Source organism: Flavobacterium sp. MFBS3-15, from assembly GCF_026107645.2.
Lineage (GTDB): Bacteria > Bacteroidota > Bacteroidia > Flavobacteriales > Flavobacteriaceae > Flavobacterium.
Genome location: NZ_JAPCHV010000006.1, coordinates 158162 through 179331 on the forward strand (window position 1 = coordinate 158162; position 21170 = coordinate 179331).

Here is a 21170-nt window from a genome sequence, read left to right on the forward strand (position 1 = left end):
ACACTACGGCATGAAAACAGCACGCATTGCATCGGTACTTTTAGTGAGCTTATTTACCCTGGCAGCATCTGCACAGGGAACCTCTAAGTGCGAGGCCGCGCTGAAGCCGTTTGAGGATGCCGTGGGTACCCTCAACTACAATGATGCCGCTGCGCTCATGCCCGACCTCCGGAAAAAATGCCCCGACTTTAGCGAAAAGCTTTACCAGTATGGGCAAAAAGTACTGGAATACAAAATTGAAACCGCAGCTACGCCCGCCGATAAGCAGCTGTATGTAGACGACCTTGCCGCCCTTTATACCGAGTACGCAAGGTATTTCCCAAAAGGGGATGGCGTAGTGAAGAAGGCCCTTTTGCAAAAGGAGCATAGCCTCGCTAAGGATGAGGAGGTTTTTAAGTCGCTCGACCTGGCGCTGGTATCCCACAAAGACGCTTTTACCGACTATAATGCCATAGAAACCTACTACAACCTGATGCTGAAGCAGTATGAGGAAGGTAAGAAAGGATTTACGCAGGAACAGTTCATAGAAAAATATGGCGCGATAGCGGCCCAGATTGCGTATGCAAAATCTAAGATTGCAGCCGACAGGGATGCCCTGCTGAAAAAACAGGAAACCGAAAAGCTTACCGCTGCAGAGAGCCGACTGGTTAGTGATGCCGGCAACAACATCAAGGCGCTGGATGCCGTAGGCGAGAATATGGCATTGCAGTCGTCGAGGCATTTTACCTGCGACAAGCTGGAAGCCTACTACGAAAAAAATTACGAGGCCCATAAAGCCGACCTTCCGTGGCTGGAGGGGCTGACTACCGGCATGTACAACAATAAGTGCTACAATTCTGCGGTGCTGTATAAGGCAGGACAGGCTGTGCATACGGCTAAGCCAACTGCACAAACAGCCTACATGATGGGCTCGATAGAAATGAAAAAGCACAATCAAAAGCAGGCTATTGTGTATTTTGAGCAGTCGGCGGCGCTGGAAGAAAATACGGCTAAAAAGGCTGACCTGTACTACGATATTGCCTCCATCTTCCGCAACAGCGACAAGGCGAAGGCCAAAGAGTTTGCCATGAAAGCAATCGGTACCAACGCGAAGTTTGGCAAGCCATACATCCTGCTCGCCGAAATGTACAGCACCGGTGGCAGGGAGTGCGGCCTTTCGGAATTTGACCGCAAAGCCCTTTCGTGGCTGGCGATAGAGACTGTAAAAAAAGCCGAAGTGGCCGAGCCGCGATACAAAACCACCGTAGCATCGCTGGTAAAGAATTTTGAAAAGAACCTGCCGACGAAAGAGGAGGCAAAGGCTGCCAAAAGGAAAAAAGGCGATGTGATAACCTACGGATGCTGGATCAGCCAAACTGTTACCGTTCCTAACCTGTAATTGATGAAGTCGTACAGTTTATACATAATATTTGCCGTTTTTGCGGTAGCCCTGATGTCGTGCGAGAGCAACTTCAAGGAGGTGCAGCGCATCAACAGCGTTGCATTTACCCCGGCGGGTGAAACTGAGAACATCAACCTGAAGTACACCGACTCAGGCAAAGTAAAGGCCATACTGGTAAGCCCGCTCATGAAGGATTTCTCCAACCTGCAATACGGGTTCAATGAATTCCCGAAAGGCGTCCATGTGACCCTGCTGGATAAAAACGGCAAGAAAAGCTATGCCGTTTCCGATTATGCCATTTGGTACAGCAATACCGAAGTGATCGATATGCAGGGCAATGTGAAGATAACTTCTGACGACGGCAAGGTGATGGAGACCGAGCAGCTGTACTACGACCAGAAGAATGAATGGTTTTATACCGAAAAAAAGTTTAAATTTACAGATGAAAAGGGCAGCTATATCGAAGGGCCGGGTGTAGACTTCAGCAAGGACTTCAAGATATTCAATGCCCAGCGCAATGTTGCGGAAATAAATAATGTAGACCCGACAGATTAATGGAAATGTACTGGAAATATGCACCCTACCTCTTTTTGGCACTTGCTGCCTTTGCTCTTTTTGATGCTTACCAAAGGATAAACGAAGGCCGCAACCCGCTCATCAGCTTTTTGTTTGCAGGGTTTGCCATCGCTTATTTCTTCTTCAAGCGTAATTTTTACAACAAGAGGTTCGGCAATAAAAAATAAAACCATCCTATGGAAACAGTGGTTATCATCGTTTGCCTGCTGCTTTCCGCCTTTTTCTCCGGCATGGAGATCGCCTGGGTTTCCACCAACAAGGTGTACCTCGAAGTAGAGAAAAAACAGCCCGACATTATTTCGAAGATACTTACGCGGCTTACTGCCAAGCCCGCGCTTTTCATGGCATCGCTGCTTATCGGCAATACCCTTGCGCTGGTCGTTTACAGTTACTGTATGTCCAATGCGGTGCTTCGATGGGTATATCCTGCCACGGGCGAAATGCATCTGGTTTGGCAGGTGCTGCTGCAAATTGTCATTGCGGCATTCATACTTTTGATCACTGCCGAATTTCTTCCTAAAGTCCTTTTCCAGGTGTATGCCAACCGGCTGATCAAGTTTTTTGCCTTGCCGGCCTATGTCTTCCACTGCCTCTTCTTTTGGGTGTCGAAAGTGGTTATCGCCATCTCCGATTTTTTGCTCGTAACCGTACTGCGTACCAAAGCCGGTACGGGGCAGGCGCTTTTTAGCCGCGGCGACCTTGAGGCTTATGTTGATGGTCATATCGGTGCTGCCGAAAACATGGATGTTGCCGACCCCGAAATTGAGCTGTTCCGAAATGCCATGGGGTTTTCGGTACTCCGGGCAAAAGACATCATGACGCCGCGAACGGAGATTGCTGCCGTGGAAATCAACGATCCTGTTGCCGAACTCCGGCAGCTGTTCATCGATACAGGCTATTCTAAGATCGTGGTATATGAGGGTGGGCTGGATAATGTTGTGGGGTATGTGCATGCCTTCGATATGTTCAGGCAGCCGAAATCGATATTCTCTGCCATGATACGGATTGAAAAAGCCGCCGGGGGGATACTCATAAAAGACCTGCTGAGCCAGCTTACCCGCAAGAGGAAAAGCATGGCCGTGATACAGGATGCCGATGGCTTTACTGCAGGGTTGGTGACCGTAGAGGACATCATTGAAGAGCTTTTTGGCGAAATTGAGGATGAGCACGACCTTGATGAAAAAGACCGTGTTGAAACGGCCCTCCCGGGGGGCGGGTATATTTTTTCGGCCGGACTGGACGTAGCTTATGTGAATGAAAAATACAAAATGGGCATCCCCGAAGCAGATGCCTATAATTCCCTGGGCGGGTTTACCGTATACCATGCAGGCCGTGTCCCCTTACCGGGCGGGAAACTGGTGGCCGGTGGCTTTGAAATAATTGTCCGCCAGGCTTCAGCTAAAAATATAAGGCTGCTTGAGGTAAGGCCGGTGAGGCAATAAGATAGTGCCCGTGCCACTACGGTGCCGGGAGGATTCCCGATTTGCTTCCGTAGTTTTGAGATTTGACTTCGCTGAACCACTTCGTTAGGTTTCTCTACTCCGCTGCGCTTCGGATAGAATGGCAGAACTTTATTTTTTTGCAGTTTCCAAAAAAAATCACCGGCGCGGTAAAAATATAGGGCCACTCCTTTTATTATTAAACAGATAATTGTATTTTCGCCCACTGAATTAAAAATTAACAAAAATAAAAATGGCGGTTTTATCAAAAATCAGGCAGCGTTCGCTCCTTCTGATACTGGTTATCGGATTCTGTTTATTGGCCTTCATCATTGGTGACATCATAAACAGCGGCGGGTTTGGCGTTTCCAAAGAAGTGGGAAGTGTGAATGGCAAGGACATCATGGCCCAGGAGTTTTTCCAGAAAGTAAATGATATGCAGTCCAGGCAGCAGGGACAGGGCGTTACTACGACCGCAGCTTCCAATGCAGTATGGAACCAAGAAGTGGATAACATACTTTTTGCCGAGCGTTTCGACAAAACCGGCATTAGGGTAGGTAAGGAACACGTATACAACATGTATGCACAGGATCCGAGCGTTGCCCAAAACCCACAGTTCCTTAACGCACTTGGTAAATTTGACAAGGCTAAATTCAACGAGTTCCTTGTGAACATGAAGACGACTAACCCGGCTCAGTACCAAATGATCGAAAGGAACGTTCCGCTTGTGGAGGACATGGCCAAAAGGCAATTGTATGTTACCATGCTGAAGGCAGGTTTCTATACTACCGATGCCGAAGCCAAAGCAAAATATAAGAGCGAGAGCGATAAGGCTTCATTTGACTATGTGTATGTTCCTTTTACTACCATCAACGACGACCAGGTTAAGGTTTCTGACGATGAGATCATCGCGTTCATGAAAAAGAACGAGAAAAAATACAAATCGGAAGCATCGCGTGAGATCGAGTTCGTGAAGTTCGACAGCAAGCCATCGGCAGCCGACGAGGCTGAAATGAAATCGAGCATCAATGCATTGCTTGCGCCAAGCGTTAAATATGACGAGAAGACTGGTAAGAATGATACTATCCAGGGATTCGGACAGCTTCCTGCTGGAGATGTTGCTGAATTTGTGGCTGCCAACTCAGAGATGGGCCTTGACACTATGTTCTATTCTAAGGAAAGGCTTCCGGTAGAGCATGCGGAGCAGCTGTTCAACCTGCCTGTAGGCGGCGTATTCGGGCCTTATATTGACAACGGATACTACAAAATTTCAAGGATGATGAAAAAAGGCGGAAGCGTAACGGCGAGCCACATCCTTATCGGATTCCAAACGAGGTCTAAAGAAGAGGCAAAGCTTAAAGCTGAGGACCTTTTGAAGCAGGTTAATGCTAACCCGGGCTCATTTGCGCAGCTTGCAAAAGATAACTCGGAAGATCCGGGGTCTAAAGATACCGGGGGTGAATATAAAGACATCGTTCCGGGCCAGATGGTACCTACGTTCGACAAGTTCATCTTCAACAATCCTGTAGGCGCTACAGGCATTGTGGAAACACAGTTCGGCTACCACGTGATCAAGGTTACCGGCAAGAGCGATGCGGTAAAGGCAGTGCAGCTTGCTACGGTAGCGCAAAAGATACAGGCGTCTGAAAAAACTACGGATGAAGTGTTTACCAAAGCATCGAAAATGGAAATGGATGCTGAAACCAAGCCATTTGCCGACCTGGCAAAACAGTATGGCCTTACGGTGAATACAGCTAACAAAGTATTGGCTAATGAAGAAGCCATCCAGGGTCTCGGCAATAACAGGGAGATTGTGAAATGGGCCTTTAATAAAGATACCAAAGTGGGCGATGTGAAGAAATTTGACCTTCCGATGGGCCAGGGCCATGTCGTGGCAAGGCTGAAAGCAGTTAACGAAAAAGGCCTGCTTCCTTTGGAAGAAGCCAAAACAGTGGTGCTTCCTATCCTTCGCAACGAAAAGAAAGCCGAGCTTATCAAGAAGAAGATGGCCGGGGCTACCCTTGAAGAAGTGGCACAAAAAACAGGCTCAAGCGTAGCAACGGCTACCGATGTTACCCTTGCTGCCCCAATGATCCCTAACGTAGGCGGTGAGCCTAAAGTAGTAGGTAAGGCATTTGCGCTTGCTGCCGGGAAAACATCAGGGCTTATCGTAGGCCAGACAGGTGTGTTCATGGTAAGGGCCAAAGGCGTAGTGGCAGCTCCTGAGCTTCCTAATTACAGCGCTTACACTACAAGGATGAAAGCTGAAAGCAGGGGTGGGGTTACCAACAGGATCTCTGCCGTGCTTAAAGACAAAGCCGATATCGTAGACAACAGGGCTGAATTCAACTAATCAGCTCTTACATTATATAGGAATCCCCAGTCATAACGGCTGGGGATTTTTCTTTTTTAATAGACGGTATAATGTAAATACTAATATAGAATTTGCTAAATTTGCGTTATACTTTAAAATACAGGATAGTGCCATATATTAAAAAGCAGTTTAAGGTATGGTTGTTACATTATTAAAGTACTAATTAAATTATTCACTTATGGCTAGCTTACAGATAAAACTTCTAACATCATTGGCCAAAGACATTAAGTCCGGCCAAAAGGATCGTGCTAAAGCAGTTACTACCCTGCAATCTGCCAAGATCCTGACCAAATCGGAAAACCTTGCCGGTCACTATAGTAACCTTAAAAAGGTGATAGTTTCTAAATAATCATTTTCATGATGTACAACAGCAGGCCAAATTTAATGATTGGGTTTCACGGCTGTGATGAATTGGTGAGAGATGAATTGGTCAGCAAGCCGAACCAGGTTAAAAAAAGTCAAGAGACCTTTGACTGGCTTGGAAACGGATTTTATATCTGGGAAAACAATTATGAAAGGGCACTTCGATGGGCCGAGGATAAGTATACTCGTGGTAAAATAAAAAAGCCTTCGGTAGTCGGAGTAATTTACCAGTTGGACTATTGCCTTGATTTTACAGATTCAGAGTTTACAGAAATCCTGTCCTACTATTATGACCTTATGAAAGCTGATTTTGAATTGGCAGGCAAAACATTACCTCAAAACAAGGATCTTCCGCAAGATCAGTACCATGACAAAATCCTTCGTGAACTTGATTGCGCAGTAATTGAATATCTCCATAATCAGATAGAAGTTAAGATTATGGAGGATATTGCTACCAATAAATTTAGTGAGCTTAAGCGTTTTGATACCGTAAGAGGGATTTTTACGGAGGGAGGCCCGGCATTTACCGGGGCCGGTATACAGCTCAAAAACCATATTCAGATATGCATCCGAAATCTTAACTGCATTAAGGGATTTTTTATTCCTCGCAATATTTCAAAATTTCCTTAACCAAAATTATTAATGCACTTCGTAAACCATTTGAAGTTGTTAGGCTTTTAATCCGCGTTTCATCATAATATCATCTCCCTATACGGCACCACTACCTCAAATCCCTTCTTTTTAAAGTAACCTGCAGGGTCATTTTCTGATACGGCCATCACAAAATCGCCACCCCAGGCCCCAAGGCTTTTTATGGCTCCGTTAAAGTCGGGGAACCGGGTTTCTTTTACGGTGGGCGTTTTCAGTACGGCGGACATGATGGCTTCGTGCTGTTCAAGCCCGGCGATAAATGACGGACTATCCGTAGCATTGATGATGTTGTCGGTCAGGGCATCGATTTGCGCAACTATTGGTGCGATGTGCTGCCGTTGCTCACGATAGGCCGCAATAGCTTCCCTGCTGTTCTGCTTGCGGTTCAGGTATACGAAATAAATGGTATCGGCGAATGCCGGATTGAAGTGTATTGGTGTAACCAGCGGATTGCCGTTATCCAGTCGGTAAAGCACCGCCGTATCGTTTTGTGCGCAGGCAATGTCGTACCCGCTGCCCCCAAAGCTTTTGTTGAGCAGATGGAAGGCATCGATGCCGAACCACTGCGCGATGTTGTTGATGAGTGTGGAGGAGCTCCCCAGGCCCCAATGGCGCGGAAAAGTGAGCCGTGTTGTGACGGTGAATGCTTTGGCGTTATTGAGCAGGCCGGTATTTGCCACGTGCGCATGGTGCAGGATCCCGATGAGGGTATCGGCCTCGGGGCTGGTCCAGCGCTGCCTGTTACCGATGATGCCCGGAAATGGCAGCTTGTCCCTGTACCATTCTGTACCATCGGCATCAAGGCTTATCCATGTAATCCATCCGTTGTCACCTGTTTCCTCCACATCAAGGTATTGTCCCGTTTTGGTGGGCAGTGCCAATGCGGTTGCGCCGTCGAGTACGGTATATTCGCCGGTGATCAGCAGCTTTCCGTTACTGTAAAAAGTCTTTTTCAATATTGGCGGGGTCAAAGTTTCGCAAACGGTCGATGTAGTCGTGCACGGCGGAGTGGCTCACGGTATTTTTTTCAAAATGCCTTACGGCCTGTCCTTTTTCGCTGTCGGTTGCTTGTAGCTGGTTCAGGATGTTCATCAGGTGCATCTTCATGTGGCCCTGCTGTATGCCGGTTGTGGTCAGCGAGCGCAGTGCGGCAAAATTCTGTGCCAGTCCTGCTACGGCAACGATCTGCATCAGTTCTTCCGCGTTGGGGTTGCCCAGCATTTCGTGCGACAGCCTGACCAGTGGGTGCAGCGAGGTTAATCCGCCGACAGTGCCCAATGCCAAAGGCAGTTCCAGCCAGAAGGTGAAAATGCCGTCCTCAATTTTGGCATGCGACAGGCTGGTGTACTGCCCGCCCGCAGATGCGTACGCATGAACCCCGGCTTCCACGGCACGGAAGTCGTTGCCCGTGGCCACCACTACCGCATCGATGCCGTTCATGATGCCCTTATTGTGCGTTACGGCACGGTATGGTTCTATCTCGGCAATCCACACGGCGGTAAGGAACTTGGAGGCAAACTCTTCAGGGTCAATGCCTTTATCGTCGCACAGGTCGGCTACCGGGCAGGAAACCTCGGCGCGAACGGTGCAGTTAGGTACGTAATTGGAAAGGATGCTCATGATGACCTGCAGGTTTTTCTCTTCATCGGTAAAGGCATCATGGTTAAGCGCTTCCTCCTTTAATGTTTTTGAAAACTGCTCAAGGCACGAATTGATGAAATTGGCGCCCATGCTGTCCTTTGTGTCAAAGGTGGCGTGCAGCTGGTAGTAGTCGGGCAATTCGGATGTTTTATTGCGAAGGGCGATATCAAGTATGCCGCCGCCCCGCTTTTGCATGTTGGCAGTAAGGTGTGCTGTGCCGGAGATCAGTTTCGGCTTGATGGCATCGAAAAAAGCCTGAAGTTTTGCGGCATCTCCTTTGTAGATGAAATGTACCTGGCCAATCTTTTCGGTATTGATTACGGTAGCTTTGAAACCGCCGCGTGCCGACCAGAATTTTGCGGCCTTGGATGCGGCTGCCACCACGGAACTTTCTTCAGTTGCCATCGGGATGATGTACTCGCGCCCGTTGATGGTAAAATTTGGGGCCACACCGAGGGGCAAATAGAAGTTAGTGATGGTGTTTTCTATGAATTCGTCGTGAAGTTGCTGCAAAGCGGCATCGGCATTCCAGTATTTTCTTATTAAATCGGCAGCGCCTTCGGGGTTTGAAAAGTAATTTTGGGCAATCCAGCCTATCTTTTCGTCTTTTGACAGTTTAGAGAACCCCGATATTCCTTTACTCATTTTCAGTAGCTTAAAATAGTATTCGCCTGCAAAGATACGGGTTTCCCGAATGTGGAGGGCCAATTATAAAACACAACGCTTAACTATTTCTTCATTTTGCGGAAAAAAGGGCGGCTAATTCATAAAAATTTACTAAAATTGGGAGTTTTTTACCATCTGCAAAATGAAATACATCAAATACCCGATTTTCTTCTTTTTAATGGCTGTCATGCCGGCAGTTGCCCAGCAAAAACTTACGCTTCAGGAAATATGGTCGGGCGCCTTCCGCACCCAGGGAATGCATGATCTTCAGGCCATGAAGAATACCAATCAGTATACTGTCCTTGATTCTGGCAAATCAGGGGCTACCATAGACCTGTACGATTTCGCTACCCTCGATAAGGTCAGCACCCTGGTTTCATCGGCCGATCACAAAGAGCTCGCCAAAGGCATAGACAGCTATACCTTCAGCGCTGATGAAAAGAAGCTGCTGCTGGCAACCAACTCTGATCCCATATTCAGGCATTCATTTACGGCTGACTTCTATATTTTCGACATCGCTTCCAAGTCGCTTTCGAAGCTGTCAGATAAAAAAGTACAGGAACCAACGTTCTCAGCAGACAACTCAAAGGTAGCCTATGCATTGGAAAACAACCTTTATGTATATGACATTGCCGCCAAAACAACGAAGCAGATTACTACCGACGGCAAAAAGAACTGCATCATCAACGGGATTACCGACTGGGTGTATGAGGAGGAATTCTCTTTTGTAAAGGCGTACGACTGGAACGCTACAGGTGACAAGATTGCCTACATCCGCTTTGATGAGACTGATGTGCCGGAATTCTCGATGGATGTGTACGGCAATGACCTGTACCAAACGCAATACGTGTTCAAGTACCCGAAGGCAGGCGAAAAGAACTCGGTTGTTTCGCTGCACATATATGACCTGAAAACGAATACTGGCAGCGAGGTAAAGCTGGGCAACTATTCTGACTTTTATATCCCGCGCATCCAATGGACTGCCGATGCCCGTGCCCTGAGCGTACAAGTGATCAACCGCCACCAAAATGACCTCGACCTCATTTTTGTGGATGCCAATACCGGCCTCGCAAAGGTAGTGCTTAACGAAAAAGACAAAGCTTATATCGACATTACCGATAACCTGACGTTCCTTAAAGACAACAGCTTTATATGGACCAGCGAAAAGGATGGCTACAACCATATTTACCATTACAGCAAAATGGGCAAGCTCATCAGCCAGGTGACCAAAGGCCCGTGGGAAGTGACCGACTACTACGGCTTTGATGAAAAAACAGGCAACATCTTTTACCAGTCGGTAGAGAACGGCTCCATCAACCGCGATGTGTACCGCGTGTCCCTGAACGGCAAAAACAAGACCAGGCTTACCCCACAGACGGGCACCAATGCTGCTACCTTCAGCCCGAACTACCAGTACTTCATCAATTCGTTCTCCAGCGCTACACAGCCTCCGGCCTATACGCTCAACAATGCGAAGGACGGCAGGGTGGTAAAGGAAATCAAGAACAACAACGCACTGCAGGCGAAGCTGGAGAAATACAGCCTTCCGGCAAAGGAGTTCATGGAGATCACCACCGAAAAAGGCCACAAGCTGAACGCGTGGATGATAAAGCCGAAGGATTTTGACCCGAATAAAAAATACCCTGTGTTCATGTACCAGTACAGCGGCCCCGGCTCGCAGCAGGTGAACAACGAATGGCACAGTACTGACGATTATTGGTTCATGATGCTGGCGCAGCAGGGTTACATCGTGGCTTGTGTTGACGGCCGCGGAACGGGCTTTAAGGGTGCTGCCTTCAAGAAAGTGACCTATAAAGAATTGGGTAAGTATGAAGTGGAAGACCAGATCGATGCCGCCAAGGTGTTTGGCAAATACAATTATGTAGATGCTTCGCGCATCGGTATCTTCGGGTGGAGCTATGGCGGTTTCATGTCGTCCAACTGCATCCTGAAGGGCAACGACGTTTTCAAAATGGCGATTGCCGTGGCCCCGGTGACCAACTGGCGTTTTTACGATTCGGTGTACACCGAGCGTTACATGCAGACCCCGCAGGAGAATGCTTCCGGCTACGACGACAATTCGCCCATCAACCATGTGGATAAGCTGAAGGGGCCTTTCCTTTTGGTACACGGGTCGGCAGACGACAACGTGCACGTGCAGAACACCATGCGCATGGTAGAAGCATTGGTGCAGGCCAACAAGCAGTTTGACTGGGCCATTTACCCTGATAAGAACCACGGCATTTACGGCGGCAAAACAAGGCTGCAGCTGTATACGAAGATGACTAACTTTATTAAAGAGAATTTATAATTAACTAAACTATTATGAGCGATAAGACAACTACACAAAAAGGCCATCCTACGGGACTTTGGTATTTATTCGGCACCGAGATGTGGGAACGTTTCGGCTACTACCTCATGCTGGGCATCTTTGCATTGTACATGCTGGATGGCTGGGACAACGGTGGTATGGGGTTTGATGCCGCGAAGAAATCAGACATCTACGGTACCTATCTTGGCCTGGTGTACTTAACCCCTTTTATCGGCGGTTTGCTTGCCGACAGGGTATTGGGATACAGGAAATCGATCATCCTGGGCGGCCTTATGATGGCCCTGGGCTATTTCCTCCTTTCCGTTCATGATATTACTTCATTCTTTGCCGGGCTTTTCTTCATCATTATGGGTAACGGCTTCTTCAAGCCGAACATTTCTACCCTTGTGGGTAACCTGTACAGCACCGAAGAGCTGAAGCACAAAAAGGATTCCGGCTACAACATCTTCTACATGGGTATCAATATCGGTGCCTTCATCTGTAACTTCGTAGCCGCGTACATGAGGATCAACTTCGGGTGGGGCTTTGCCTTTATCGCTGCGGGCGTGGGCATGCTCATCGGTGTAGCGATCTTCCTTATCGGTACAAAGCACATCAGGCACGTGGATGTGGTGAAGCCATTGCAGGCCGGCGACATGCCAACCGGCAAAATTTTGGGCTCGACCATCCTGCCGATGTTCGTTTTCGGTATTCTGGGCTACCTCATTCCGGGCAACATATTAGGGACCGATACTAACGATGCCTTCATTTTTGGCTGTGTACCGGTAATCGCATTCTTCATTTACCTTTGGTTCAAGTCGAGCGGGCTTGAAAAACGCTCCATTGCGGCGCTTCTTGCCGTATTCTCGTGCGTGATACTATTCTTCGCGATATTCCACCAGAACGGTGATGCACTTACCGTATGGGCAGAAGATTATACCAACAGGGAAATGCCCGAATCTGTAGCGAATGTCGCCGAAAAGGTAGACATGGCACAGACGGTTGAGAACAATGACATTGTAGCGCTTGACGATGCGGCTTTTACGGCAAAAATTGAAGAGCTGAGGGCAGAGGCCAACGCCATGCCGGAAAAGACCAAAGAAGAGATCGCTGCCAAAAAAGCGGCTTCGGGCAGGATTGCACAGCACGAGGCATCGCGCAAATACTTTAGCAACAAGGCTCCTGAAAATGTACCTGCAAAAGGCGAAAACCTGAAGCTGTACTCTACCGAGCTTTACCAGTCCATCAACCCGTTCTGGGTTATCCTGCTTACCCCTGTGCTTGTTGGCGTGTGGGGCTTCCTCAGGAAAAGGGGCAAAGAGCCAAGCACTCCGACAAAAATCGCATTGGGTCTCCTTATCACGGCACTGTCTGCATTAGTGATGGTAGGCGCTGTATATGCTACCAACGACCTGTCGATGAAAGCCAGCAGCTGGTGGCTGATCGCTTCGTACGGCGTAATCACGCTGGGAGAGCTGTGCCTTTCGCCAATGGGCCTTTCGCTTGTATCGAAACTCAGCCCGCCAAGGATTACTGCCCTGATGATGGGTGGTTTCTTCCTTGCCATATCGGTAGGTAACAAGCTTGCCGGCATGCTGTCGAGCCTTTGGGAAGAAATGGAGCATAAAGAAAACTTTTTCTACCTGAACTTCGGCCTTGTACTGGGCGCGGCCCTTTTATTATTCCTGATGCTGAAATGGCTGAACAGGGTAATGAAGGAGAACAACGTATATTAATATTTAGTTACTGATTTCAATGGAAATATCAAACCAATCCGTAGAGCTGGAGAAGATACAGGATTTTAAGGGCAAATATCCAAAGCAGCTTTGGTACCTTTTCCTTATAGAAATGTGGGAACGCTTTACATTCTACGGAATGCGGGCGCTGCTGGGGCTTTACATTTCGCACCTCATACTCACGGCCGATTATAAGCCGCTGGGCGCTGCCGAAATGGAAGCAAAAAAAGTGGAGTTCCAGAAGCAGAACCATGAGGAGCTGACGCAGGACCACCCGCTGTACTATATTGAAACCTCCGACATCAATAACCGGAGTGCGGCAGAGAGTACTTCCAACAAGCAATACGGCCTCATCCAGGCGTTCATTTATGCCATGGCCTTTGTGGGCGGTATGTTTGCCGACAAGATCTTCGGTTTCCGAAAGTCGGTATTCTGGGGCGGCATCCTTATGGCCATAGGTACATTTACCATGGCATTCCCGGGTGCATTTGCATTCTATGCCGGTATCAGTATCCTCATTGTGGGCAACGGTTTCTTTAAGCCGAACATCTCCACAATGGTAGGTGCGCTGTACCGCCCGGGCGACCCGAGGCGTGATGCGGGCTTCTCGCTGTTCTACTCGGGCATCAACATTGGTGCGGTACTGAGCGGGCTTACGATTGCCTATATCGGCACATCGGTAAGCTGGTCGCTGGGCTTTGCACTGGCAGGCGTGTGCATGCTGTGCGGGTTGGCACTGTTCCTGTTCACGCAAAAATCGCTTGGCCCAATCGGCCTTCCGCCGGCTCCTGAAAAGCTGAAGGAAACAAGGGCAGGCATCAACAAAAACGTTTGGGTATACATCCTTTCCATATTGTTCATACCTTTCTTCTTTGTGCTGGTATACTTCCCGTTCGAGATCGATTTTACCTTCCTTTTCGGGAATGATGCCGATGCGGATGGCAACCCGATACCCTACATGGTGCAGTTCAGCGACCTGTTCATGATGACCATTGCGGTGCTTATCCTGGGCTTCCTGATCTATACGCTTGTGAAAGTGACCAAGGAGGAGCAGAGCAAGATGTTTGTGGCGGTGGTGCTGATACTCTTCTCGGTACTGTTTTGGTCGTTCTTCGAGCAGGGCGGGGGATCGCTTAACTTCTTTGCGATAGGCAACGTAGAAAGCCACGGGCTCAACATGACCCAGGTGAACAATACGATCAACGGGCTTTGGGTAGTGATCTTTGCACCGCTTGTGGGCATGCTCTGGATCTACCTGAGCAAAAGGAAATCGGAACCGAACACCGTAGTGAAATTCGGGCTTGGCTTCGTATTCCTCGGCTTGGGCTTCCTGGTATTCTTTGCCAGCAAGTTCATGGCGAATGCAGCCGGGTTTACGCCCCTGTGGAGCTTCATGTTCGCCTACCTGGTAATAACATTGGGTGAGCTGTGCCTTTCGCCGATCGGGCTTTCGATGGTGACCAAGCTTACTCCCGGCAGGCTTCATGGCGTGATGATGGGTACATGGTTCCTTGCGAGCGCCTACGGGCAATATGGGGCAGGCCTTATCGGTTCGGCCCTGGCAACGGTAGACAAATCCATCAAGAACCCTACGAACCTTGATAAGCTGGAGCAGTACACAGCCGGGTATGAAAGTATAGGTTATGTCGCCATTGGCGCCGGTATTTTGCTGCTGGTGATTTCGCCGATACTTAAAAAACAGATGAAAGGCGCGGCATAACGTTTTTTTTAACCACATAGGCACATAGCCCGTGGCTGGTAATTTCAGGAGGCATATTTACACAGAGTTTCAAGCGTAGCTTCCTCTATGTGGCCATATGTTTTGTTAGCGGGTTGTAAAACACTATGAAGCCTATGTATCTATGTGGTTAATGCAAATTCATAAGTTTAATAACTTCGGCATTGTTTTTGCCTAACGATAAAAAACGAATTTACAATTATGAAAAAAATACTTTTAGCATTGTTCATCGGCCTTGGTACAATGGCGGTGCAGGCACAGGAAATAAAATGGATGACCATGGACGAGGCGCTTGCCGCGCAAAAGAAAAAGGCCAAGCCTATTTTCATGGACGTGTATACCGACTGGTGCGGGCCGTGCAAGATGCTCGACAAGAATACCTTTAGCGACCCGGCCGTGGCCAAATACATTTCCGATAACTTTTATGCGGTAAAGTTTAACGCCGAAGGCAAGGGCGATATCAACTTCAAAGGTAAAAAGTACAGCAACCCCGGCTTTGTAGAAGGCCGCAAGGGCAGGAATGCGCAGCATGAGTTTGCTTCGTTCCTTCAGGTGCAGGGCTATCCCTCGATGATCGTTTTCAATGCCAAGGGCGCTATACTGAACACCCTCGTAGGATATTATACGCCGGAATTATTGCTGGACACACTTAAAAAGAATTACTAAGCTTCACGGCTGCACCCTAAACGGGAGCTGCGGGAGTAAATGCATACGTTAATTATTCAATTCTGGAAGATCCCTTTTCTGCGGTAGCGTGAAAAGGGATTTTTTGCTTTTTGATAGGATTTTAACCACATAGATACATAGGCTTCATAGTGGCAGGCGGCACGATTAAAGGAAACATACCCGCACATAGCTGAAGCGTCGCTTCCCTTTGTGTAGCTCAATTGAACTTATAACCACCCTAAAGGCTATGTATCTATGTGGTTAAAATAAGAGGTTATTTATTCTATACTGAACGATCCCCTTTCTGCGGTAGCGTGAAAAGGGATTTTTTGCTTTTTGAGAGAATTTTAACCACATAGATACATAGGCTTCATAGTGGCAGGCGGCACGAGTAAAGCAAACATACCCGCACATAGCGGAAGCGTCGCTTCCCTTAGTATAGCTCAATTGAACTTATAACCACCCCTAAGGGCTATGTATCTGTGTGGTTAAAATAAGAAGTTAATTATTCAATCCTGAAAGATCCCTTTTCTGCGGTAGCGTGAAAAGGGATTTTTTGCTTTTGGCAGGTTGCTTCCCAGCGCGCAATGTACGATTTGTAATTGCTGGCATCGGCTACGACCTGTTTCGGTTTGAGTTCCGACAGTAGCCTTTCCAAATTGACTTTTGGCGAATGGGTGAGCACCAGCACGTCGGGCTTCATTTGCGGGCTGTAGGTGGCCGCACTGTCGACAACCAGCACCTTGCTCCCGTTGTGCCATAAAAGGCTGCGCAGGGGCTTAATGCTGACTTCACCCGCAAAGCTGCCCTTGCGGTACGATTTTACAACGGGGCTTTGCAGGGCGAGGCTGTCGTTGCTGTAAACGGTAATGCGGCTGTCCTCCTTTACGGCAAGCAACGGTCCGTCCCAATTGTTGAATACCACGAGTTCGTCATGGGTTTTGCTGTCCTGGACAGTCAGCGTATAAATGCCCTGAAAGGCAAGTATGGCAACCAATACTGCTGCCGTTCGTGCATAGCTTTTACGGAACAGCCAAAGCACCATCAGGATAAGGATGGTGTAGAGCGAAATGTTAAGCAGCAGCGTAAAAGGGATGTCTTTCAAAACCAGTTTGTCGAATGAGGCCACCCGGGCGATGAACGCGTTCATGCCCATGATGAGCCACTCCAGGGCATGGCCAAGGAAAATGGCTACGGGCGGCGCGATGAAATTGAGCAGTAGCACAATGAGGCCAAGGACCAGTATAACATTCGATAGTGGGATCACGACGAGGTTCGCCGCCATGAACAGCAACGGGAACTGGTTGAAGTAGTAGAGGCTGAGCGGCAGTACGCCAATCTGCGCCGCAAGGGAGATGAGTACCGTGTCGATGGCATAGTTGACAGCGGCGTATTTCGAAACCCTTGCCTTTTTATACAGTGGCTGGAGCCAGACGATGGAAAACACGGCAATGTAGCTGAGCTGGAAACCGACATCAAACAGGAACATCGGCCTGGCCAAAAGCAGCACCAGCATGGACAGGGCCAGCGAATTATAGATGTTGGTAGTGCGGTTGGCATATTGCCCGATGAGGATGATGCTGAACATGACCACCGACCTTACCACCGATGCCGACAGGCCCGTAATGAACGCAAAGCCCCACAGTAATGCCAGTATGAGGAACAGTTGAAGCAATTCGCCCCTGCGGCGGAAGCGGTTGAGGGGCCGGAGCAGCAGCGTAAGGATATAGAACAGCATGGAGAAATGCAGCCCCGAGATGGCGAGTATGTGCAGTACGCCGGCGTTGGCATAGCTCTCGGTGGTTTCCTTGTCCATGTCCTGCCGCTGGCCCAGCAGTAACGCATTGATGACATTCCGGGTCTTCGCGTCAAAATCATGGATATCGAAACTGCGGATGAGCTTTTCGCGCAGGCTGCCTACATAGGAGTCGAAGGTATTGATGTGCCCGGCCTTTGCGAAATTATCCTTCAGCCGCACCTGGTGGAACACGCCCTGCTTTTCCATATAACCGGAATAGTCAAACTGGTAGGGGTTGAGTGCGCCTTGTATGGGTTTCAGGCCGCCGGCGATGTAGTAGGCATCTCCGGGTGTGAGCAGTTTGTGCAGGCTGTCCCTGGGTACGGTTACCAGCAGCTTGCCCGAGGCCGGTTTACCATCGGCGGCAAGCATCTCAAAATAGTATTTTTCGGAGAATTCGTTGGGCTTGAGGCGTTCGGATACTACGGTTTTCAGGACAGGGGTTTCGCCGTTTTTCAGTTGATGGGTGTAATGCAATTGCTGGTTGGGCGGGTAGTGGAGGTGCTGTACGAGCATGCCCACGGCAAAGGCAAACAGCCAGGTTGCCATCCCGAACCAGGGTTTTGGGAGGAGCTGTTTTTTTGCGATGGCGTAGGCTGTAATAAGTCCTGTTAATGCAATCGCCAAAAATGGATAAATAAATTCTATGGAGATAGAAAGCCCGTAACCCGCCAGGATGCCCGCCGCAAAAAAGAGTGTGATGCTGATGATTGGAAACCGCAATGCCTTCATAAACCGCAGATTGAAACAAACATACGGAAAAATGCTTCATGTTACCCAAATATCCTATTGGGTATACCCTAAAATCATCATGTAGTTACCTTAAAATACCCCCGGAAGGGTCATAAATTTCCCTTTTATATCCTTAAATACCCTAAAATACCCCTGTCAGGTTAAGCGGTAAAAGATCCGGAATGTGTTTTGGAGGAAAAAGATTAATCTTCGATGACCCTGTTGGCCTGCACAAAAGTACGTGCATGGTAAGCCTCATTCATCGATGAAACGATGACACCCGAGCTTGTAGACGAGTGCACGAAAAGCACTTCGCCTTCTTCGGTCACTTCGGTTACGATGCCTACGTGATTGATGCTGCGCCTGTTATGGCTGTTCTTGAAAAGGAGCAGGTCGCCCTTTTTCACTTCAGAAAGTTTCACTTCGCGGCCTGCACCGGCCATTCCGGCTGAGCTTCGCGGCAGCGTGATGTCGAATATTTTGAAGGTGCTGAATACCATGCCCGAGCAGTCCATGCCGTCGCGGGTAGTTCCGCCGGCCCTGTAGCGTACGCCCACAAAATCGAGGGCGTTGTTTACGATCTGTAATGCCAGGTAGTTATCAGTTTCAGGAACGAAATCAGGATCAGGCGAGTCGGTAAGTAGTTTTTTGAAGTCTTTTTTTGAAGATTTTTTCTTCGGCAGTTCGTTTGCAGATTTGTTCGGCCCTTTTACTATTTGCTTTTTCTGAACCGGTTCATAGGCAATAAGGTCTTTATTGTCCAGTGCGGCTGTTTCCTTTACGACAGGCTTTTTAGCAGTCGGTGCCTGAGTAGGGGTGGCGGCGGTTTCAGTGTAGGAATAGATACCCTTTTTTTGGGCTTCTTTTTTGGAAGTTACAATTTGTGCCTTTGCGCTGAATGCTGCAATAAGGAACAAAGCCAGGGTTATGGGGCGGAGGTTCTTCAAATCTTCTTATCTTATAATTCTACTTCGTTTTTGACAAATATAGAAAAATAATTTTAAGGTCAATTTAAGAACTTATGTTAAATGTTTGATTATGAGGTTTGCTGTTTTCTCGCTGGCACCTTCGCCGCCAAGCTTTTCCTCCAGTAAATCGTACTGTTTCAGCAGGTTTTCACGATAGGCAGGTGTTAATAACTTTTGCAGTTCTTCCCTTATGTTTTTTTTGTTAAAGTCATTTTGGATGAGTTCTTTAACCACCTCCTTGTCCATGATCAGGTTTACCAGCGAGATGTATTTCAGGGTGATGATGCGCTTCGCGATCTGGTAGGAAATCCATCCGCCTTTGTAGCAAACTACTTCGGGAACTTTAAACAGCGCAGTTTCCAGCGTAGCGGTTCCTGAAGTTACCAGCGCCGCATGGGCTATGCTGAGCAGGTCGTAGGTCTTGTTGGAAATGAACTTTACGTTGCTGCTGCCCAAAAACCGCTGGTAAAACGCATATTCCTGTGACGGCGCACCGGCAATGACAAACTGGTAATCCGGGAAATCATTCACTACCGAAAGCATTACTTCGAGCATTTTGGATATTTCCTGTTTCCTGCTTCCGGGAAGCAGGGCAATAACCGGCCTGTCATCCAGGCCATGCTCTTTTTTAAAGTTGTCAGGGTCCGCTTTCTTGCGGTTATGTATGGCATCGATAAGCGGGTGCCCCACAAACTCCACCGGGAAGTTGTGCTTTGTTTCGTAAAAATCCTTTTCAAAAGGCAGTATGATGTACATCCTGTCTACATCACGCCGTATGGCTTTGATGCGGCTTTCCTTCCATGCCCATATCTGCGGCGATATGTAGTAATGCGTCGGGATGCCGCGCTCCTTCGCCCATTTGGCAATGCGCATGTTAAAGCCGGGATAGTCTATGAAAATGATGACATCGGGCTGAAAGGCCAGGATGTCCTGCTTGCAGAACTTTATGTTACTCAGGATGGTGCCCAGATTCTGGACCACTTCGGCAAAACCCATAAAAGCCAGGTCACAGTAATGCTTTACCAATGTGCCGCCTGCACCCTGCATCAGGTCGCCGCCCCAAAAGCGGATGTCTGCCTGTGGGTCCTTTTTATAAAGTTCCTTCATCAGGTTCGAACCATGCAGGTCACCCGACGCTTCGCCGGCTATAATGTAGTATTTCATTTGCCTTAGTTTGGTTGTCCAAAAATACAATTTTTTATTTGGGGGAAAGTTCCAAATAAATGTCCCGTTATTGTCAGGGTACAATTCAATAATGGATGTGTTGGTTTTTGTTTCAGATATGTAACAATTTATTGCAAATGCCCGGCCTGAGCCAAATAAAAAGCCCCTGCAATTGCAGGGGCACAGTCCAAAATAATGTGTGTGGCAATTATTCTTTTGTGAATTCCAGTGTGGCAGCAACAGAAACTGTTTGCGTTTCGCCGCCCACGGTCACTTCCACCTCATAAAAATCAGGCACATACGATTTCAGCTTGTTCCCTGTTTTAGTTAATTCAAAATCGCTGCTCTCGCCCTCTTCATCAGTTGATGATACAACTACAGAATTTCCGTCAACTGCATAGGTGCCTTCGGTTTCTGCTGTATAGCATTCATTGCCCAGCCATGGTGTGCTCAGGAAATTTATAGCCTCATTGTTGGCTAAAAATTCCAAATACGTAGCCGTCCAGCACTGCCCTGTCTCAGCAATAAGGTCTTTGCTGGCAGTACCGTCATCGTTACCGTCAAAAGCCTGGTCGGTCGTGATTTTGGTAAGTTTCCATTTTCCGCTAAGGGCTACGCTGTTTGAGCTGTCGTCGTCTGAACATGACATTGCCATAAGGGCTGTTGCTGCGAAAGCAACCATTGAAATTTTTTTCATTTTGTGATTGATTTGATTGATGATTAAAAATTTATGTTAACGGCGAAGCATTTTGCAATAGCCGTGCCAAAAATTAATTTTTTAACCGTAAAATTTAAAATTATTTTTCCTGTTAATTTTAACAAAATGATTTTCAATGATTTGAGGGTTGGTTAAAAATTTTTATTTTTAATATCCTATTGCTTCGTGTATACGAAGGTCGCTTGAGAGATGGTTGTTATGTCTCCGAATTGCCCCAGGCCCGGTATGTAGGGGTAATAATCGCCATC

The 21170-nt window shown here is 48.0% G+C and carries 17 protein-coding genes; 11 read left to right on the forward strand and 6 right to left on the reverse strand.

What is annotated here, in order from left to right; translation table 11 throughout:
* Positions 1-10: 10 nt before the first annotated feature.
* From OGH69_RS06955 to OGH69_RS06985, 7 genes are all read left to right on the forward strand, one after another.
* The gene (locus OGH69_RS06955) at positions 11-1378 is read left to right on the forward strand and encodes a tetratricopeptide repeat protein (protein ID WP_265173726.1); all 1368 of its coding nucleotides are present in this window, start codon (positions 11-13) and stop codon (positions 1376-1378) included.
* Positions 1379-1381: 3 nt separating this feature from the next.
* Positions 1382-1936 carry an LPS export ABC transporter periplasmic protein LptC gene (lptC, locus tag OGH69_RS06960; RefSeq protein WP_265173727.1) on the forward strand — a complete coding sequence of 185 codons (555 nt, stop codon included), beginning with the start codon at positions 1382-1384 and terminating at the stop codon, positions 1934-1936.
* A gap of 5 nt (positions 1937-1941) precedes the next feature.
* Positions 1942-2124, forward strand: a complete 183-nt coding sequence (locus tag OGH69_RS06965) for a hypothetical protein (protein WP_265173728.1) — start codon at positions 1942-1944, stop codon at positions 2122-2124.
* Between the two features lie 9 nt (positions 2125-2133).
* Positions 2134-3399, forward strand: a complete 1266-nt coding sequence (locus OGH69_RS06970) for a hemolysin family protein (RefSeq protein ID WP_265173729.1) — start codon at positions 2134-2136, stop codon at positions 3397-3399.
* 250 nt (positions 3400-3649) lie between these two features.
* Positions 3650-5749 (forward strand): peptidylprolyl isomerase, encoded by a 2100-nt coding sequence (locus tag OGH69_RS06975; RefSeq protein ID WP_265173730.1) that lies wholly within the window; start codon positions 3650-3652, stop codon positions 5747-5749.
* 199 nt (positions 5750-5948) lie between these two features.
* The gene (locus OGH69_RS06980; protein ID WP_265173731.1) at positions 5949-6119 is read left to right on the forward strand and encodes a hypothetical protein; all 171 of its coding nucleotides are present in this window, start codon (positions 5949-5951) and stop codon (positions 6117-6119) included.
* 8 nt (positions 6120-6127) lie between these two features.
* Entirely contained in the window at positions 6128-6763 is a 636-nt protein-coding gene (locus OGH69_RS06985; protein ID WP_265173732.1) for a hypothetical protein, read from the forward strand.
* 62 nt (positions 6764-6825) lie between these two features.
* Here the strand turns inward: OGH69_RS06985 and OGH69_RS06990 are convergent, their stop codons facing one another.
* Together OGH69_RS06990 and OGH69_RS06995 are read right to left on the reverse strand one after the other, a co-directional pair.
* Positions 6826-7740 (reverse strand): GYDIA family GHMP kinase, encoded by a 915-nt coding sequence (locus OGH69_RS06990; protein ID WP_265173733.1) that lies wholly within the window; start codon positions 7738-7740, stop codon positions 6826-6828.
* Positions 7718-9070 (reverse strand): hydroxymethylglutaryl-CoA reductase, degradative, encoded by a 1353-nt coding sequence (locus tag OGH69_RS06995; RefSeq protein ID WP_265173734.1) that lies wholly within the window; start codon positions 9068-9070, stop codon positions 7718-7720. The genes OGH69_RS06990 and OGH69_RS06995 overlap by 23 nt, the downstream gene beginning before the upstream one ends.
* Before the next feature lie 163 nt (positions 9071-9233).
* Between OGH69_RS06995 and OGH69_RS07000 the strand changes: the two genes are divergently transcribed.
* From OGH69_RS07000 to OGH69_RS07015, 4 genes are all read left to right on the forward strand, one after another.
* On the forward strand, positions 9234-11402 hold the full coding sequence (locus tag OGH69_RS07000) for a S9 family peptidase (protein ID WP_265173735.1): 2169 nt from the start codon (positions 9234-9236) through the stop codon (positions 11400-11402).
* Positions 11403-11416: 14 nt separating this feature from the next.
* Entirely contained in the window at positions 11417-13138 is a 1722-nt protein-coding gene (locus OGH69_RS07005) for a peptide MFS transporter (protein ID WP_265173736.1), read from the forward strand.
* A 19-nt stretch (positions 13139-13157) separates the two neighbouring features.
* On the forward strand, positions 13158-14858 hold the full coding sequence (locus tag OGH69_RS07010) for a peptide MFS transporter (protein ID WP_265173737.1): 1701 nt from the start codon (positions 13158-13160) through the stop codon (positions 14856-14858).
* 219 nt (positions 14859-15077) lie between these two features.
* The gene (locus OGH69_RS07015) at positions 15078-15542 is read left to right on the forward strand and encodes a thioredoxin family protein (protein ID WP_265173738.1); all 465 of its coding nucleotides are present in this window, start codon (positions 15078-15080) and stop codon (positions 15540-15542) included.
* A gap of 505 nt (positions 15543-16047) precedes the next feature.
* On the opposite strand, the gene OGH69_RS07020 is transcribed toward OGH69_RS07015, so the two are convergent.
* From OGH69_RS07020 to OGH69_RS07035, 4 genes are all read right to left on the reverse strand, one after another.
* On the reverse strand, positions 16048-18072 hold the full coding sequence (locus OGH69_RS07020; RefSeq protein ID WP_265173739.1) for a ComEC/Rec2 family competence protein: 2025 nt from the start codon (positions 18070-18072) through the stop codon (positions 16048-16050).
* Positions 18073-18275: 203 nt separating this feature from the next.
* Positions 18276-19019, reverse strand: a complete 744-nt coding sequence (locus OGH69_RS07025; RefSeq protein WP_265173740.1) for a C40 family peptidase — start codon at positions 19017-19019, stop codon at positions 18276-18278.
* A 72-nt stretch (positions 19020-19091) separates the two neighbouring features.
* Complete coding sequence (gene lpxB / locus OGH69_RS07030; RefSeq protein ID WP_265173741.1) at positions 19092-20204, reverse strand: lipid-A-disaccharide synthase; 1113 nt, start codon at positions 20202-20204, stop codon at positions 19092-19094.
* A 208-nt stretch (positions 20205-20412) separates the two neighbouring features.
* Positions 20413-20901, reverse strand: coding sequence for a lipocalin family protein (locus OGH69_RS07035; RefSeq protein ID WP_265173742.1), 489 nt, complete (start codon positions 20899-20901; stop codon positions 20413-20415).
* Between the last annotated feature and the right edge of the window lie 269 nt (positions 20902-21170).

Coding starts and splice junctions, on each gene's coding strand:
- OGH69_RS06955 (WP_265173726.1), top strand. CDS start 11: ATGAAAACAGCACGCATTGCATCGGTACTTTTAGTGAGCTTATTTACC.
- lptC (WP_265173727.1), top strand. CDS start 1,382: ATGAAGTCGTACAGTTTATACATAATATTTGCCGTTTTTGCGGTAGCC.
- OGH69_RS06965 (WP_265173728.1), top strand. CDS start 1,942: ATGTACTGGAAATATGCACCCTACCTCTTTTTGGCACTTGCTGCCTTT.
- OGH69_RS06970 (WP_265173729.1), top strand. CDS start 2,134: ATGGAAACAGTGGTTATCATCGTTTGCCTGCTGCTTTCCGCCTTTTTC.
- OGH69_RS06975 (WP_265173730.1), top strand. CDS start 3,650: ATGGCGGTTTTATCAAAAATCAGGCAGCGTTCGCTCCTTCTGATACTG.
- OGH69_RS06980 (WP_265173731.1), top strand. CDS start 5,949: ATGGCTAGCTTACAGATAAAACTTCTAACATCATTGGCCAAAGACATT.
- OGH69_RS06985 (WP_265173732.1), top strand. CDS start 6,128: ATGATGTACAACAGCAGGCCAAATTTAATGATTGGGTTTCACGGCTGT.
- OGH69_RS06995 (WP_265173734.1), bottom strand. CDS start 9,070: ATGAGTAAAGGAATATCGGGGTTCTCTAAACTGTCAAAAGACGAAAAG.
- OGH69_RS07000 (WP_265173735.1), top strand. CDS start 9,234: ATGAAATACATCAAATACCCGATTTTCTTCTTTTTAATGGCTGTCATG.
- OGH69_RS07005 (WP_265173736.1), top strand. CDS start 11,417: ATGAGCGATAAGACAACTACACAAAAAGGCCATCCTACGGGACTTTGG.
- OGH69_RS07010 (WP_265173737.1), top strand. CDS start 13,158: ATGGAAATATCAAACCAATCCGTAGAGCTGGAGAAGATACAGGATTTT.
- OGH69_RS07015 (WP_265173738.1), top strand. CDS start 15,078: ATGAAAAAAATACTTTTAGCATTGTTCATCGGCCTTGGTACAATGGCG.
- OGH69_RS07020 (WP_265173739.1), bottom strand. CDS start 18,072: ATGAAGGCATTGCGGTTTCCAATCATCAGCATCACACTCTTTTTTGCG.
- lpxB (WP_265173741.1), bottom strand. CDS start 20,204: ATGAAATACTACATTATAGCCGGCGAAGCGTCGGGTGACCTGCATGGT.
- OGH69_RS07035 (WP_265173742.1), bottom strand. CDS start 20,901: ATGAAAAAAATTTCAATGGTTGCTTTCGCAGCAACAGCCCTTATGGCA.